This is a genomic window from Caldicoprobacter algeriensis, from assembly GCF_023838525.1.
GTDB classification, from domain to species: domain Bacteria; phylum Bacillota; class Clostridia; order Caldicoprobacterales; family Caldicoprobacteraceae; genus Caldicoprobacter; species Caldicoprobacter algeriensis.
Genome location: NZ_JAHUQD010000004.1, coordinates 69414 through 86239, shown reverse-complemented (window position 1 = coordinate 86239; position 16826 = coordinate 69414). Strand labels below are relative to the sequence as shown.

At 42.6% G+C, this 16826-nt stretch carries 12 protein-coding genes; 10 read left to right on the top strand and 2 right to left on the bottom strand.

Going from position 1 to position 16826, the window contains the following annotated elements; translation table 11 throughout:
- The first annotated feature begins 245 nt into the window (after positions 1–245).
- From KVG29_RS03630 to glmS, 5 genes are all read left to right on the top strand, one after another.
- Positions 246–983 carry an energy-coupling factor ABC transporter permease gene (locus KVG29_RS03630; RefSeq protein ID WP_252226614.1) on the top strand — a complete coding sequence of 246 codons (738 nt, stop codon included), beginning with the start codon at positions 246–248 and terminating at the stop codon, positions 981–983.
- 14 nt (positions 984–997) lie between these two features.
- Positions 998–1714, top strand: a complete 717-nt coding sequence (locus KVG29_RS03625; RefSeq protein ID WP_252226612.1) for an energy-coupling factor transporter transmembrane component T family protein — start codon at positions 998–1000, stop codon at positions 1712–1714.
- On the top strand, positions 1699–2535 hold the full coding sequence (locus KVG29_RS03620) for an energy-coupling factor ABC transporter ATP-binding protein (protein WP_252226611.1): 837 nt from the start codon (positions 1699–1701) through the stop codon (positions 2533–2535). Before KVG29_RS03625 ends, KVG29_RS03620 begins: the two co-directional genes overlap by 16 nt.
- Before the next feature lie 2 nt (positions 2536–2537).
- Complete coding sequence (locus KVG29_RS03615) at positions 2538–3749, top strand: HD-GYP domain-containing protein (protein WP_252226609.1); 1212 nt, start codon at positions 2538–2540, stop codon at positions 3747–3749.
- A gap of 232 nt (positions 3750–3981) precedes the next feature.
- Positions 3982–5805, top strand: coding sequence for a glutamine--fructose-6-phosphate transaminase (isomerizing) (gene glmS / locus KVG29_RS03610; RefSeq protein ID WP_252226608.1), 1824 nt, complete (start codon positions 3982–3984; stop codon positions 5803–5805).
- 362 nt (positions 5806–6167) lie between these two features.
- Here the strand turns inward: glmS and KVG29_RS03605 are convergent, their stop codons facing one another.
- A complete protein-coding gene (locus KVG29_RS03605) occupies positions 6168–7850 on the bottom strand; it encodes an IS1634 family transposase (RefSeq protein WP_252226606.1) in 1683 nt (560 codons plus the stop codon).
- 194 nt (positions 7851–8044) lie between these two features.
- On the opposite strand from KVG29_RS03605, the gene KVG29_RS03600 reads away from it, so the two are divergent.
- From KVG29_RS03600 to KVG29_RS03590, 3 genes are all read left to right on the top strand, one after another.
- Positions 8045–8680, top strand: coding sequence for a TetR/AcrR family transcriptional regulator (locus KVG29_RS03600; RefSeq protein ID WP_276576370.1), 636 nt, complete (start codon positions 8045–8047; stop codon positions 8678–8680).
- Positions 8681–8769: 89 nt separating this feature from the next.
- On the top strand, positions 8770–9468 hold the full coding sequence (locus KVG29_RS03595; protein ID WP_252226602.1) for an ABC transporter ATP-binding protein: 699 nt from the start codon (positions 8770–8772) through the stop codon (positions 9466–9468).
- Positions 9468–11699 carry an ABC transporter permease gene (locus KVG29_RS03590; protein ID WP_252226790.1) on the top strand — a complete coding sequence of 744 codons (2232 nt, stop codon included), beginning with the start codon at positions 9468–9470 and terminating at the stop codon, positions 11697–11699. The genes KVG29_RS03595 and KVG29_RS03590 overlap by 1 nt, the downstream gene beginning before the upstream one ends.
- A 106-nt stretch (positions 11700–11805) precedes the next feature.
- Here KVG29_RS03590 and KVG29_RS03585 read toward each other — a convergent pair whose 3' ends face one another.
- Positions 11806–13686, bottom strand: coding sequence for a sialate O-acetylesterase (locus tag KVG29_RS03585; protein ID WP_252226600.1), 1881 nt, complete (start codon positions 13684–13686; stop codon positions 11806–11808).
- Positions 13687–14153: 467 nt separating this feature from the next.
- Here KVG29_RS03585 and KVG29_RS03580 point away from each other — a divergent pair, with 467 nt between their 5' ends.
- The gene (locus KVG29_RS03580; protein WP_252226598.1) at positions 14154–15161 is read left to right on the top strand and encodes a LacI family DNA-binding transcriptional regulator; all 1008 of its coding nucleotides are present in this window, start codon (positions 14154–14156) and stop codon (positions 15159–15161) included.
- A 244-nt stretch (positions 15162–15405) separates the two neighbouring features.
- Positions 15406–16824 carry a C40 family peptidase gene (locus tag KVG29_RS03575; RefSeq protein WP_252226597.1) on the top strand — a complete coding sequence of 473 codons (1419 nt, stop codon included), beginning with the start codon at positions 15406–15408 and terminating at the stop codon, positions 16822–16824.
- The last annotated feature ends 2 nt before the right edge of the window (positions 16825–16826 follow it).

Sequence of the window (16826 nt, the reverse complement as noted above, 5' to 3'; positions counted from 1 at the left end):
TGTTACAAACTATATGATATAATTATACACTTTTTGCTGAATTTTCGTATATTGCAAGATTTGATAAAAATAAGCGAAATTTTTGTGTAATTTGTACTGATTGAGCTTTTTTGGTTATAATCTGTACTGCACTTGACAAACTAAAAGACGAGGCATATAATGGTAAAGCAAATGCAAACTATTTGCAATTAGTTCTTAGAGAGTATAGGGGCTACGAAGGAATTTGAAACTGGGGAGGGCTTTCCATGAGCCATATTCATTTGCCCGACGGAGTAGTTCCCGCCATCTGGTGGGCAGTAGGGTACCTGATTAGCCTGATTGTGGTGTTTGCCGTGTTGAAAAGGGTGGACGCGGAGAAGGTGCGGGGCAGAATACCTGAGATGGCCATGATGGCGGCGGTTATGTTGATCACCATGTCGGTACCTCTGGGGTTTATACCTTTTCATATGAACTTTGCTGCCCTGGCTGGCATGCTAGTAGGACCAGGCCTGGGGTTTGTGGTAGTTTTTGTGGTCAATTTTATCCTGGCCCTTTTGGGACATGGGGGCATCTCGGTTGTGGGATTAAATACCTTGATTATAGGGATTGAAGCGCTTGCTGGTGGCGCTGCTTTTAGACTGCTGAGGGGTAAATTTGGTGCCGTACCTTCAGCCATCGTATCGACGGCAGTGGCCCTCTTGTTGTCTACTGCGCTTATGATTTTGTTTTTGAGCTCAATCGGAGTGGTAAATATACAGTCAGGGGAAGGCGTTTTACATGGAGAGAACCATGCCGAGGATGGTACTGGCGGGCAGGAGGAGGGACTGCATCGGGAGGATACGGCGTACCGTTTTGGAGGGATAGCCTTAGCGGGATGGGCTGCTGTGCTGGCTGTGCTGTTTTTAGGCATTATATTAGAAAGCGTAGTAACTGCTTTGGTCATAAGATTTTTTATGAAGGTACGGCCGGATATAGTAAACCATGCGTCCGATAAGGATAGGTAGGGGAGGGATCAGGAGTGCATTTGGCGGCAATAGATCAGATGGCCAGCAGCGGCGCTAGCTTATTTCACCGTGCAGGCGTGCCCTCCAAGCTGTTGATGACGCTGTGCCTGCTGGGGGCGGTCATTGGCAGCGGCGATGTCCTTGCGCTGGGATTACTGATAGTGATTCTGTTGATTTTGCATCTGATAGCCAGGGTGCAATTTAAGGAGCTAGTGCACCTGCTATTTTATCCGTTTTTTTTCAGCCTGCTTTTTGCTCTGCTGAAGTTTCAGGAGTCGTGGGCATCCGGGCTTTTGGTAATATTCAAAGGTACGGGGGCTGCCCTTGTGACCCTGTTTTTGCTGGCCACCACGCCTTGGGTGGAGGTCTTTGCCTTTTTATCGGCGTATTTGCCCGGCCTGCTGGTGGATATATTTTTATTTACATACCGTTCTTTTTTTATTTTGATTGACCAAGTGGACAGCCTGCTGCGCAGCATAAAGATAAGGGGTGGGTACCACCCTTTTAACGTGATCGTGAACGTTAAAAATATGGCAGCGGCAGTTGGATTGATTCTGTTGCATTCATTTGAGATTAGCCAAAGAATGTACAAAATATACCTGCTCAGAGGATATGACGGCGGCATTCCAATAGTGCGAAGATGGTGGAAACTGGGCTACCCTGACGGGGTGGTTATCGTTCTTTCTGCATTTATCGTGATTGGGATGGTGATAGCGTGGAGGCTCTTGTAGAAGTAAGATGCATAAAGCATATATATCCAGATAACACGCAGGTGACATTGTGCGGGCTGGACTTTGTGGTGCATTCGGGCGAGAGGGTGGTCATCTTGGGGCCCAACGGTGCCGGCAAGACCACATTGCTTTCACATATATTGGGGCTGCTCGCACCGGTTGAGGGCTCGGTAAAGGTGATGGGGCTGCAGCCGCATAAGCATTTCCGACAGGTGCGGCGGAACATCGGCATGGTTTTCCAAAACGTCGATGAGCAGATAATAGGGCCAACGGTGTACGATGACATTGCCTTCACGCCCAGGAATGAGAGGCTGAGCAGGGAAGAGGTAGAAAGGCGCGTGATGGCGGTCGCAACGAGGATCGGGATCCAGGATATACTGCACAAGATACCCCATTACCTGAGTGGTGGACAGAAGAAAAAGGTGGCCCTGGCAGGCGCTATAGCCATGTCGCCAAAACTTTTGATACTCGATGAACCGTTTGACGGTTTGGCCCCTGCTTCCAAAAGGGAGATGATGGACCTGCTGAATCAGCTGAACCGGGAAAATGGCACCACGCTGATCGTTACCACTCACGATGTAAACCTGGTGCCCTATATAGCCGATACGGTGTACGTGCTATACGATGGCAAGATAGTCACAAAGGGAAGTCCTTATGAGGTGTTTATCCAGAGGGATGTATTGGAGGCGGCACACCTTGAACCGCCTATCCTGGTTGACATATTTACGCACCTTAAAGAAAAGGGCTATAATATAACAGTACCTACCACTCCGGAACAGGCCAAAGAGCAGCTTGATACGCTGTTAAAGAGCGTTAGATAAAAATGGGTGGGGTGAGTTTTTTGGAGTTTACAGCTAACCTTCTGGATTTTGCCGAGATGCTTGCCTGCGCCGTTGACCTCATGGAGAGGGGTTCACATCACCATGGGCAGAGGGTGGCATATATCGCCTTCCGGCTGTTTGAAAAGGTAAAGCCGGGTCATGACCCCACTGACCTTGTAATCGCGTCATACCTGCACGACATAGGCATTGAGTCTTTCAGGGTGAAGGAAAAGGCGAGGGAATTCCGCTTGGATAGAGAAATTTTATGGTCCCATTGCCGTGATGGCGCTGAGCTGGTTGAAACGGTAAACCTACTTAAAGGCATCAAACCTTTCATTCTTTATCACCACACCGACTATTCTGAGACACAAAGCAATTTGGTAGATGTCCCTTTGGAGGCTCAAATCATCCATTTGGCCGACAGAATCGAGGTGCTGATCAAGCCTGGCAGGCTCGTGTTGGAACAGGTGGATGACATCGTGAATACAATCTTGAGCTATAAAGGTTCTATGTTTAATCCCGGACTGGTCGAGGCTTTTACCGATCTAGCTGTAAAGGAGTCGTTTTGGCTGGATATCGTGAATGAATATCAACCGGTGGTGGAGCACATCAGCTTTCCCTCAATGGATATTAAGATGAATGCCAACGATATACGGCAGTTTTCTCATCTTTGTGCAAGGATTGTAGATAGAAAGAGCCCCTTTACGGCACAGCATTCCCAACGCATAGCGTCAATAGCCGTAAGATTGGCTGAGTTTTGCGGCATGAGGGGACAAGACCTGTTTTTTATGGAAATAGCAGGTCTGCTGCATGATTTGGGCAAGCTGGCTGTACCCGATACCATACTGCACAAGCAGGGAAGGTTGACCGAAGGCGAGTACCGAGTAATCAAACAGCACTCATATTATACTTATTGCCTGATTAACCGGCTGAATGTGATGGACAAGGTGCGGGACTGGGCTGCCTTTCATCATGAGCGTCTGGACGGAAGCGGTTATCCTTTTCACCTTACTGCTGGTGAACTGGACCTGGGGGCCAGGGTAATGGCTGTAGCTGATATGGTGGGAGCCATAACTGAAGATAGGCCGTACAGGGCGGGTTACGGTGAGAAGGAGACCATGGATATAATGTGGGAGCAGGTAAAAAATAACCGGATAGATGGCGATGTGGTGAGTGTTTTGGGCAAGCACTTTGCCGAGATCATCTGTATATAGCCATAGTTGCAAGAGGATTAGAGGTTATTTGAGTTTTTGGATGAGCAGAAATCTGAATTCAGAAATTGTATTCAAGTGCTCGATGTGATAACATATATGTGTGATGTGGGCTGATTTGGTTATTCTTAAAATTGGCTTATGTGAGTAAAGTTGCAGCTATAATTTGAAAGGGAACGGGTTTATGTAAACTTTAGCCTGTAGTGATAGCTTGTAGTGATGGGAGGAGTATGCGGTGTGCGGTATTGTAGGGTATATAGGAGACAAACAGGCTTTGCCTATTTTACTTGAAGGATTAAAGAGATTGGAATACAGAGGTTATGACTCGGCTGGAGTGGCGGTCCATAACGGCCATTGTATAAATATCAGCAAGGCAAAGGGAAGGCTGACGGTACTGGAGCAAAGGATAGACCCCAACCAGCTTCAGGGGACGCTGGGAATAGGCCATACCAGATGGGCTACCCATGGCGAACCTTCCGATATCAACTCACATCCCCATACCAATCAGTCCGGGGAGATCGCAATAGTCCACAACGGCATCATAGAGAATTACATGAAGCTTAAAGATTGGCTTCAGAAGGAAGGATATGTCTTTGTATCGGAAACCGATACTGAAGTGGTTGCACATCTCATCAATTATTATTACCGTGGAGACCTTGTAGAGGCGGTTAGAAATACGCTGGACAAGATAGAGGGCTCTTATGCACTGGGCGTTATTGCTAAGGATCATCCCGATTGTATGGTGGTTGCGCGCAAGGACAGCCCGCTGGTGATAGGCCTGGGGGATGGTGAAAACTATATAGCTTCGGATATACCAGCTATATTGAAGTATACCAGAAGGGTGTACCTGCTGGAAGACAGGGAGATAGCTTTAGTCCGCAGGGATGCAGTAGAAATCATAGATCAGTATGGTAAAAAGGTACAAAAGGAAGTGTTTGAAGTCACATGGGATGTGGAGTCGGCTGAAAAAGGCGGATACCAGCATTTTATGATAAAGGAGATACATGAGGAACCAAAGGCATTAAGGGATACAATGACTTCTCGTATTGTAGATGGGAAGGTTAACTTAAGCGACTTGAACATCACGAGAGAGCAGCTTGAAAAGGCCGGTAAGATTATAATCATCGCCTGTGGAACGGCATATCACGCGGGTGTTGTGGGCAAGTATGTAATTGAGAAGCTGGCAAGGATACCGGTGGACGTTGAAATCGCTTCGGAGTTCAGATACAAGTATCCATTGATAAATGAGGATAACATAGTGATCATCATAAGCCAGTCGGGTGAGACGGCCGATACTCTGGCTGCCATGAGGATGTGCAAAAAGGTGGGTGCCAAGGTTATAGCTATCACCAACGTGGTGGGAAGCACGGTGTCCAGGGAGGCTGACCATGTGGTGTATACTTGGGCGGGGCCAGAGATTGCCGTGGCTTCCACAAAGGCATATACCACTCAGCTTTTATGCATGTATATGATGGCGCTGGATTTTGCCGATAAGATGGGGAGAATATCAGCAGATGAATACCAGCGGATAATTGAGGAGATAAAGAGATTGCCAGGGCTGGCTCAGGAGATACTCGATGATAAAGAGATTATTCAGAGATGCGCGGATGAGACATTCAACGCCAGCAGCATATTCTATATGGGCAGGGGACTGGACTATGCTGTGGCCATGGAAGGTTCCCTCAAGCTGAAGGAAATCTCGTATATCCATTCAGAAGCCTACGCTGCAGGGGAATTGAAGCACGGTACTATAGCGTTAATAGAAGAAGGTACGCCTGTGGTTGCCCTGGCCACCCAAAAGGGATTGTTTGAAAAGACATTGAGCAATATAAAGGAAGTGAAGGCGAGGGGTGCGTTTGTCATAGCCGTGGCCATGGAAGGCGATACCGAGATAGAAAAGGAAGCAGATAGGGTAATATATATACCCAGGGTATATGATATTCTGGCGCCTGTTTTGGTGGTCATACCACTTCAACTGTATGCGTACTATGTGGCTGTGGCCAAAGGCTGTGACGTGGATAAGCCCAGGAACCTTGCCAAGAGCGTCACGGTTGAGTAGATGCTAAAAAAGTGATTCCGTTTGTGTATAATTCAAATAAAGTTGACTCCATTAAAATAAAGTTCGCTCTATAAAAATAAAGTTCATTCCAAAATCCCGTAGCAGATGCAGGAGAAATCTTCATTTGCTGCGGGGTTTGTTTTTTGGAAGGAAGGGTTAAGGGGAAAGTAATAAGGCTAAAGGTATTAATTTTAAAGGGATTGAAAACGATATATTGATTGAAATAAGACTGAAAAAAGACAATAGAAAATGCAACCTTATACCTTTTTCCTTTCACCTTACCCCTATTCGAAACCAACTTTATTTTAAAAATCCTTACAAGAAATAAGGAATAAATGTTATTAAATCCCACATTTCGCATGTTAAAAAATGGGATTTATCTTTTTCGTGTAAATGTCAGGACTAAATCCCAACCATTCTAGCATCTTCAATATCTTTGGTGAAGTATCATTTGGCAAATACAGATCACCATTGAAATATATAACCAATACTGTCTCCAATACCTCAAGTATAGTCCTAACCGATGGTCGAGTCGATTTTTGACCATTAGGCTGAATATAATATTCTCCCCTCTCCCTCAATGCCTTCCTTACTCTGTACTCTAAATAACTCGCTATCAGTAAAACAAGTATAAATACATATCCCAGCGCTTCTACTTGCTCAGGTTTCTTCAAATATACTGGCCCTAAGTACACTGGACTTTTTAAAAACTTAAATGCCTGCTCTATTGAACTTTGCCCTTTATATTCCGCCAGTATCCTCCTTCCAGGATATTTCTCTCTATCCATAACTGAAGTAATAAGAACAAATGTCGATTCCATAAATAAGTCTTTTTCACATGCCATATCATCCCTCTCTCCTATAGTATGCTTTACGTAGTAGCTTACCGTCTCATCGTAACTGTCTTCCGTACCAGGCCTCCCTCTTCTACTATACCTCCGACTAACCTCCTCTTCTATATGGGCTTCTACATTGTAATGCATTGACTTAACTTTCTCTATAAAAGCTTTACTTTCTCGCATTGCATCTTCAACACATGCAAATGCTCTCTTGCCTATACTCTTAGCCTCTTTCTCAAGCTCCCTCTTCTCTTTCTCCCACCGCTTCTGCAATGTCTTTATCTTCTGCTCCCTCAACGAATTTGTATGTACTAATACAAATCGATATGGCTTCCCATCTATAGTTTCCACAAATTCATAAATCCTGTATTCTGCTGCATCTTTACGTGAAGACTCACTTAATGTTCCTACTTCTTCCCAATTTACTCCCTGCCATGCCTTCTCTTTCCACTCCGAAACACATGAAAAATTCTCTGGTAAACGTGATATAAACTTTATTCCCTCTAACTGCCTTAGCGATTCATATGAAGATACAGTCGCTGAATCCCCCACAAATATAATATCTCTATATTGTTGCCCCTCAAAAAATACCTTCATCTCCTTTATCGCCTCTGGGTTCCATTCACGGTCTGATTTGTTGCCAGATAAAAGCTGACCCATTACAGGAAGTCCACTCTGCTGTACTGCTGCCCCTATCTTGAATTGCTTAAGGTCAGGCCTATTATCTTTGCTGTAACCATAGCAGATTATAAAGTCGTCTTCCTCATCCCCTTCATACAACCCTTCTACAGAAATAGATGTTGTATCCAAATATAGGCTCTCTATAGTCAAATTATGAGCCTTTAACATGTTAAGACATATACGACTGACAAGCTCTTTCATGTTTACTGTATGCAGTTTGTCTAAAGCACGAGCAAATGCATCGTCGTTTAATTGTTCTACTGTGATACCGCTACCCTCTAACATGAATTCAAGTTTTTGTTTCCTCCAGTATTCTTCAATTTTCCATAAAGGCTGTCTCCTATGCATTATGGTTACTATCAATACTTCTATTAAGAATCCTGGCGAAACCTTGGAATTATCGACTTTCCATTCTACCATATCATTGACAGTTTCTGCTATTTTTGCAATACGGCACATCTCAAACAATACTGGTATGCTGGAGGCATTGTATGCCACAATATTCTTAACATCATTTATATCCATTCACAATCACCCCTGCATCTTTCTACAGGGGATATATATTCGACAAAAAATTCAAAAATCCTTTTGGTAATATATGTAATTAAATTGCCTATTTTTTACATGCGGAGACTCGGTTAAATGCAACACTTTTTGATAAAAAGTATGATCTTTACATCTCATGACCAATAAGTCATAATAATCTTGAGGTGATATCGATGCCAAAGCAGACATTTTTCAATCTTCCAGATGAAAAAAGACAGCGTATCACAGAGGCGCTTATAAAGCATTTTTCACAAAAACCCTATTATAATGTTGATGTGTCTGAGATTGCCAGAGAAAGCAATGCCGCAAAGGGGAGCATGTACCAGTACTTTGAGAACAAAAAGGAGATGTACTTTTATGCTCTGGAGGTTGCCTATGATAGGTTTTTGAAATTGCTTAAAAAGCTGGACGTGGCGCATACCAACATATTAGATTATTACGAAAACTCACTCGAAGGCGTATGGCTTGCAATGAAGGAATTGAGGAATGAATACATGCTTCTTGAAAGGGCGTTTTTTTCACATGACTCACCTTTTAAAGGTGAGATAAACGAAAAATTTTTAAAACAATCAAGAGATTTTCTGCTAGAAATCATTAAATACAATCAAGAAAAAGGTTATATAAGAGACGATATACAACCCTTATTGATTGGAATATTTTTGGAAGGCGCGAGCTTTTATATGAAGAAGTTTATAATCGAACAGGCTCTGAGCAAATCATCAACGACTCTCGATCTTGATATAAGTTATTTTAGGGATGCCCTTTCTCAGTTTGTAAAACTTTTAAAAGAAGGAATTGGCAAAAGATGAGCATTAAGATATGACTTGACAGTCATATGACTGATTAGTCATAATATATTATATGAATAATGAAGATTAAATAAGGGAGATGAAAATCCATGTTTGTAAAAGCCGAAAAGGTTTCAAAAATCTATAGGTTGGGCAAGAATGAAACCAGGGCATTAAATGAGGTCAGCTTTGAGCTTGAAAGAGGAAAAATCTACACTGTGATCGGTCCCTCAGGTTCGGGCAAAACAACCCTCTTTAACATTCTTGGAGGGCTTGATAGGGCAGAGGAGGGTAAAATTTTTGTGGATAACAAAGAGATAACAGCAATGGATCAAAGAAGACTTGCTGACTACCGACGGGATTATGTTGGATTTGTATTTCAGTTTTATAATCTCATAAATGGGCTTACGGTATACGAGAATGTGCTGGCAAGTGCGGCTTTGAGCAAAAATCCTTTGGATGTTGACATGGTATTGAAGATGATGGACGTATATTCTGAAAGAGACAAATTTCCATTTGAACTATCTGGCGGCCAGCAGCAAAGAGTAGCAATTGCAAGGGCTGTTGTTAAAAACCCTGTGCTGATTCTGTGCGATGAACCAACAGGCGCACTCGACTATGAAAGCAGCAAACTTGTATTAAAGCTTCTGGAAGATGTTAACAGGCAGTTTGGCACAACTATTTTAATCATTACCCACAACCTTGCTATTTCAAGAATGGCTGATGCGACACTGAGATTAAGATCGGGCAGGCTTGTTGAATTTTCGGAAAATTCTCAGAAAATCTCTGCCCAGGAGGTGACCTGGTGATGGTAATTAAAAAAATCCCCTTAAGGACTATAAAAAGAGATTTTTTGCAATTTTTTTCTATTATACTGCTTGTGGCAATCGCATCAATGACGTATACCCTCTTTGCTGTATCAATGGAGGATATAGGTAGAAATTATGAGATGTTTAAAAGAGATTATGTCCAGGAAGATGGGTATTTTATTACATCTAAAGAGGTAGATGAAAGCCTTTTGAAAGACAAGTTTGAAATCGACCTTGAAGAAAGGCTTTTTTATGAGACTCAGCAAGATGGTATTACTTTGAGAATATTTTCAATTTCAGACAAAATAAACAAGCCCTATATAGGAGTAGGAAAGATGCCAGAAGAGGGCGAAGTCTTGCTCGACCCGAGCTTTTTCAAAGCTCATCAGTATCAAACAAATGACGAGATAACCATTTCGGGTCAAAAGTTCAAAGTGAGCGGAATTGGATATCTTCCTGACTATATTTACATTATCAAAAACGACCAGGATTTCCTCCCGGACCCCGAGCACTTTGGCGTTGTTATGATGCTAAAAAGCGATGTGCAAAAGCTGTTTCCTGCTCCTCATGTACATTATTATAGCTACAAAGGAAAAGTAGATAATATTGAGGATTTCAAGGGTTTTATAAACTCTAACTGGGGACTTTTAAAATTTGTTGAAAGGGATCAAAATCCAAGGATAATCTACACAGAGATGAAGGTAGAAAACGCAAAGAGAATTACTCTGCCTATCAGCCTTTTTATAATTATTGTATCATCGTTTATACTTTTTATTGTCATGCGGAGGGTAATAAACACCATGCACGCAGAGATCGGCACACTCTATTCAATGGGATATACGCAAAAAGATGTTTTTAAAGTTTTCATGAGATTTCCACTCTATATTTGGCTTTTTGGTTCGGTTATTGGTATTTTGCTTGGATATGTTGAGGCGTACCCCTTTGCAGAGTTTTATAGGTCATACTTTACTCTGCCAAAGCTGACAAGTTTCTTCCCATGGCAGCATGTATTTGTTGCATTACTGCTTCCAGCAATATTCATATTTCTTTCAGGATACTTTGCTCTTAGAAACTTTTTCAGGCTGACAATTGTTCAGATGCTTCATGGAATTGATGAAATAAAATTTGGCAAGCTTCCCACAATAAAGTTTTTCGATAGGTTTGAATTTAAAACAAGGATAATGCTAAAGTATGGATGGAGACATTTTGCAAGAGAATTGATTTTAATAGTGGGTATACTTTTTTCAACAATACTTATGATGTATGGAATGACAGCAAAAGACTCTATTATCGTAGCAATTGAAAAAGCTTATAATGAGAATTTCAGATACAACTACCTTTATATGCTGAATTCTACGTCCGAACATCCTGAAATTAACCTGCAAGACTTTGCAGAGCCTTACAACCTGTTGGCTTTTGATGTTGAAGGCACAAAAGCAAGCATTATGATTTACGGCATTAAAAGCAATTCGGATATGATAAAGCTCTATGATGAAAGAGGAAATGAAATTTCTGTTTCAGATCAGCTTATTATATCAAAACCTTTTGCAAATAAGCTTGGGGTAAATGAGGGAGATGAGATTAAAATAAAGAACAAGTTTACAGGCCAAGAATATACTTTAAAAGTATACAAAGTGGCTGATCTTCCTGTTGGTAATAATGGATACATGGAGCTTGAAAATTTTAACAGGCTTTTTGGGTATGACAGCGGTGAATACGTTGGAATATTTTCAAAAGAAAAAATCGACATCCCGGAAAGTTCGGTTTTCGAAAGTTATACAAAATCCGAGCTTCTCACTACAATAAAGGCGTCGGCTGAAGACCTGTCGAAAACTATAGGGGTTATGGCGCTTATCGCGGCAATTCTTGCTCTTTTGATTGTGTATGTTCTGTCTACTTTAACTATCAATGAGAACAAAAAGAACATAGGGATTTTGAAAATGCTGGGCTATAAGGAAAACAGCATCTTTAAAATGGTCCTTGGTTTTAACTATATATCATTTTTGGCTGGATTTATAACAGGGATTCCTCTTTCAAAATTAACGATGGATAGCCTCATGAATACAGCGACAAAGGACATTGATTTTGCCATGAGCCTTGATTTGAGCATAAATAGCGTCCTATCAACATTTATAATACTCCTTGTTGTATTTCTGCTTTTAAGATTTTTAGTAAGGGCAAAGATAGCAAAAGTCATGCCTGTCGAAATATTAAGGCAGCAAGTGGATTAAAGATAAAGGGCTGTCGCAAAAGATTTAAGCGCAGCCCTTTTTTGTTATGTTACTTATTTTCTCCATTTGTTAGTACAAAACTTAGGTAGAAAGTTTAAACCGTATTTTATTCTTCGGTGGTAAAGGGTGACGCCGGCAAACCTTCCTTGTTGTATAAATTGGCTCCCTCCGGGTTATCGGCCCATGCATACCGTACTGCAACGGGATTTGGAATATCATCGTGCCAAACTACGACCCTGTCATTTTCTATGACCGCCTTTGCCCATACAAACTTTTTATCCCTGCCGGCTATTGCAAAGTGCTTTAGCTCGCCGCCGCCTTTTGCAATCAATCCGCTGCCTGTATTTGAAAACTCAATTATCACTTTGTTTCCTTCCACCTTCATTGATTTATAAAGTGGGCCTGAAGCCACAAGGTCTTTTTCACCGTATGCCAGCTTTCGGGCAAGTAGGGCAAGCCTTTCTCCCACATCTTTTTTGTTTAACGGATGCAGGTCATTCCATTCCCCAAGGTCAATGGCAACGGCCATGCCCGTATTGGGAAGGCACAGCGCCCTTCGCTGTTCTTCCCTGAGCTCGGCCCACTTGCTTTCAGAAGGCTGGTCTTTTGCCTCCATAAAGTTTGCCAGCTGCACATAAAGAAACGGAAAATCGCCCTGTCCCCATTTCTTCCTCCAGTCCGCTATCATGGCAGAAAACTTCTTGCTGTATCCTTTTGGATTATCGGTGTTGGATTCGCCCTGGTACCATATAACGCCTTTGATGCCGTAGTTTAAAAGCGGCGCGATCATGCCGTTAAACAAACCTGTCGGCTTATACTGAAAGAAGGTTACAGGCGGCAACGGTTCGTTCACTGCCGCTCCCACCCTGCACCGCCATTCTCCTTCCAGGTTAATTTCCTGACCATCGCTGAAAAGCCTGTATATCTTGCCCTTTATGAATTCGCCGTTACCGTCGTTGCTTATAACCCTTAAGGCAATTACATTATTACCTGCTTTGAGAAGACCTGCGGGAACCTCGTATTTTCTTGGAGGATAACGATATGAAGTGGAACCTACTAAAACGCCGTTGATGTATGTCCAATCGCTGTCCACTATCGTACCCATATAAAGCTTTGCAGGTTTGCCAGCCATAAAAGCAGGCACATCGATTTCCTTTCTGAACCATACCGCTCCCTTCACAGAATCCAGTCCCATTTCTTTCCATGAAGCCGGCAGTTTCACCGTTTGCCAATCCGAGGCATCATATCCTGGGTCGAACCATGGCAGTTGGCCTTTTTGGATCCCCCTATCGTTTTTGTTTATGTTTTCAAACCAGACACTTACTTTGGCTTCCTCCATTTTCTTTATGCTGTCTATATACCCATCAACCCTGAGCTGTTCAACTACTTCCATATTCCCGGGAAACTGTTTTACAGCCTCCTCGCTCATCCACGCTTCTATCGGCGTTCCGCCAACGCAGGCTTTTATCAAACCTATAGGAACGCCGTACTTTGCAAACAACGCTTTTGCAAAGAAATATCCCACTGCCGAAAATCTCAGGACGGTATCCGCATTTAACGGCTCCCAGCTGCCACCATCCAGATCTTCTCTGGGGCCCTTAAAATCGTATCTGTCTGGAACTGTAAACTGCCTTATAAAAGGATTATCGCAATTGGCTATCTCATCCTCATAAACATCTTTTACCCTCTCCATGGGTATAACCATGTTTGACTGCCCTGAACAGATCCAAACATCCCCAATCAATACGTTTTTTATGATAATACGTTGCTGGGAGGCTGTTATTTCCATTGAATAGGGCCCACCTGCTGGTAATTTGGGCAGCAGTACCTCCCATTTTCCTTCGGCGTCAGCCGCGGTACTATACGATTTGCCCATAAAATTCACCGTTACAGTTTCATCCGGCAAAGCCCAGCCCCAAATCTTTATCTTTTTGTCCCTCTGCAATACCATGCCGTCACTTATCAGTCGAGGCAGTCTGAGTGCCATAATCAACCCCTTCTTTAGAATTTCTTTATATAGTAGGCTAATACATTTACATACTTTACCCAGTGGATTCCAACAAATACGTTGGCCTTCATTTCATGTAAATTTTAATTTAATGAAATAATTACTGCCTGTGTTTAATACTCTTTACGATTTGCTTAAATTTTAACATGCCCGTATAAAGATAACAAGAGTTTACAATTTAACTTTGACAAAAACCAAAGTAAGACAATGCATAGTATCTGAGATACACCTATTCGAGGAACGTTCTGAAAAATATATTGACAAATACAATAATTATATGTTACTCTTTAAATAGCTAATAAAAATTATAAAACGTTTTCGAACAATTTATTTTTATGTTTATTTTATGGGATAAAACTACAGATATGTAGCAAACTGGCAGAATGCAGTGTATCAGTAAAAATTGTTGTATGGTTTTATAATGCTGGGATGGGGATGGGTTAAGTATGGTGAGTATTCGCGATATATCTATAAAATGCGGCGTGTCTGTATCCACTGTGAGCAAAGCGTTGAATGGATACAAAGACGTTGGTGAAGAAACTCGCCGTTTAGTGTTAAAGACTGCAAAGGAACTGGGATATGTTCCCAATGCCCATGCCCGTGCACTCAAAACCAATCGTACTTTTACTCTGGGTATCTTGTTTGTGGACGACCAGAATAATGGGCTTACTCATTTGTACTTTTCTCATGTACTCAACAGTTTTAAAAGTGAAGCGGAGGAAAATGGTTATAACATTACGTTTATCCACAAGCGATGGGGTAAGCAGACTATAACCCTGCTACAGAACTGTAAGTTTAGAGGCATTGAGGGGGTTTGTATTGCCTGTGTTGATCCCAATGACCACGAAGTGCAGGAGCTTGCCAAGAGCGATGTGCCCGTTGTTAGCATAGATTATATATTTCCTGGATGCGGGTGCGTGTTGTCCGACAACAGGAATGACATGGCCGAACTAGTTCGCTACGTGTATTCTATGGGACACAGAAAGATTGCTTTTATTCATGGCACAGATTCTTATGTCACGCAGCAGCGCATAGAAGGATATGTAAGCACTTTAAGGGAACTGGGGTTGGAAGTGAGACAGGAATACATGCTGGAGAGCTTATATACAAATCCTTACACCACTAAAAAAGCTACCGAAAAACTATTACAGCTGGAGGACAGACCTACATGTATTTTGCTTCCTGACGACGTATCGGCCTTTGGTGCTATAGAAGCCATTCAAGAGGCGGGCTTGAAAATCCCTGACGATATCTCTATAGCCGGATATGATGGCGTCGTATATTCCCGCCTTATTTCTCCGAGATTGACTACCGTTCGCCAGGATACCGATAAAATAGGAAGGGAAGCAGCAAAATTGCTTATTTACAATATAGAGCATCCGCAAAATCCCAAATTGGAACCGATTATAGTCAAGGGGGAACTACTCACCAATCAGTCTGTAGGATTGGTATAACTGGGGTGTTTAAGATGATCAAGTAAGGGTTATTCAGGCTATTGCAATCAGAATTTAAAAGCCCTTCACCTTCTTCTTTTGCTTTGTGCAGGGAAGATAGGTGAAGGGCTTAATTTTTTTTAAAATTTTCATTTGGAAGCAGGAATTTTTTATTTTTTATAGAATATAAATTTCTGTAATATTTTTGTAATATTTGTGATAAACTTTTAATGGACGAGTATTATTGAAAGATGAGGGATTTTTTATGAAAAATTTTAAAGTTACATCGGTGATGCTGCTGGGCATTTGGGTTGTGGTCTGCTTGACCGGTTTTGTATGGGTAGGGCGGGATGAGGTTGCTGTAGCAGGCTATATTCCAACACCTTCATTTATAATGATGGTGGACGGAAAAGAGGTGGGGGCTGTAAAATCTGCAGCCAAGGGATTGGCAATATACGACGATGTGGTAGAAAAGCTTCTTCAAGGCTATGGCGATGGAGTATTCGTAGATGCCAGCGTGCGTTTTAAAGAAGCTGAAACGGGCAATGTGAAAATTAGTTCTGAAAATGAATTGGCCCAGGCCATAGAGCAGGCCATAGTTGTTAAGACCAATGCCTATGCAGTGGCTGTCAATGGCCAAAAAGTATGCTATGTCAAGGACTTGAATGTTGCGCAAGAAGTCCTTGAAGAGATTAAGAATGCTTATGTGCAGGCCATACAGCAGAGCGGGGATAGCCAGCTGCAGGAAGCTTTCTTTAAAGAAGACATATCCTATCATGAAGAGATAGTCCCATTTAATCAGATTGTGGATAAGGATAAGGCTATCTCTATCCTCAAGCAGGGTACCGAAGAGATTAAGGAGTATGAGGTAAAAGAAGGGGATACGCTTTGGTCAATTGCCAGGGCACACGGCATACCGTTTTCGGTTTTAGAGCAGGCCAATGCCGGGATGGATATAGATAATCTGCGCCCAGGGGATAAGATCAAGCTTACGCTTGAAAGGCAACTGGTCACGGTGGTAACGAAGGAAAGGCAGAAGAATATTGAGGAGATTCCTTTTGAAACCGAGATACAGATGGATAATAACCTGGAAAAGGGTAAAACCAAGGTTATCAAAGAGGGAGAAAAGGGCCAAAAAGAGGTTTATCTACTGATCACCAAGGAAAACGGTAAAGAGGTCAAGCGTGAGGTGCTTGAGGAAAAGGTCATAAAAGAGCCTGTCAAGAGGATAGTGGCGAAGGGCACCAAGGTACGTTCAAGGGTTGTCACGCCGGTTTATCCTCAGCCTGCTGTGCCCTCGTCGGAGTCAGGCCGAGGGTCAGCGCGGGGCGGCGATGTGGTGGCGTTTGCCATGCAGTATCTGGGTAGGCCGTATGTGTACGGTGCAGAAGGCCCCAATGCCTTTGATTGTTCGGGATTCACTTATTATGTCTACCGGCATTTTGGAATCTACCTTCCCAGAACGGCTTACGGGCAGCGCAGCGTGGGCGTACCGGTGTCCAGGCAAAATCTGGCCCCTGGAGATTTAGTGCTGTTTTCCAACCCGAGTCATGTGGGAATTTATATAGGCGGTGGACAGTTTATACACGCATCATCCAGTGCCAAGAAAGCCATATGTATAAGCAACCTGAACTCTTCTGCCTATAGCAGGCGGTATGTGGGCGCAAGACGAGTGCTCAATTAGAT

Bases quoted from the DNA above. Each gene is read 5' to 3' on its own strand.
- KVG29_RS03615 (WP_252226609.1), top strand. From the start codon at position 2,538: ATGGGTGGGGTGAGTTTTTTGGAGTTTACAGCTAACCTTCTGGATTTT.
- KVG29_RS03630 (WP_252226614.1), top strand. From the start codon at position 246: ATGAGCCATATTCATTTGCCCGACGGAGTAGTTCCCGCCATCTGGTGG.
- KVG29_RS03585 (WP_252226600.1), bottom strand. From the start codon at position 13,686: ATGGCACTCAGACTGCCTCGACTGATAAGTGACGGCATGGTATTGCAG.
- KVG29_RS03605 (WP_252226606.1), bottom strand. From the start codon at position 7,850: ATGGATATAAATGATGTTAAGAATATTGTGGCATACAATGCCTCCAGC.
- KVG29_RS03580 (WP_252226598.1), top strand. From the start codon at position 14,154: ATGGTGAGTATTCGCGATATATCTATAAAATGCGGCGTGTCTGTATCC.
- KVG29_RS03595 (WP_252226602.1), top strand. From the start codon at position 8,770: ATGTTTGTAAAAGCCGAAAAGGTTTCAAAAATCTATAGGTTGGGCAAG.
- KVG29_RS03575 (WP_252226597.1), top strand. From the start codon at position 15,406: ATGAAAAATTTTAAAGTTACATCGGTGATGCTGCTGGGCATTTGGGTT.
- KVG29_RS03590 (WP_252226790.1), top strand. From the start codon at position 9,468: ATGGTAATTAAAAAAATCCCCTTAAGGACTATAAAAAGAGATTTTTTG.
- KVG29_RS03600 (WP_276576370.1), top strand. From the start codon at position 8,045: ATGCCAAAGCAGACATTTTTCAATCTTCCAGATGAAAAAAGACAGCGT.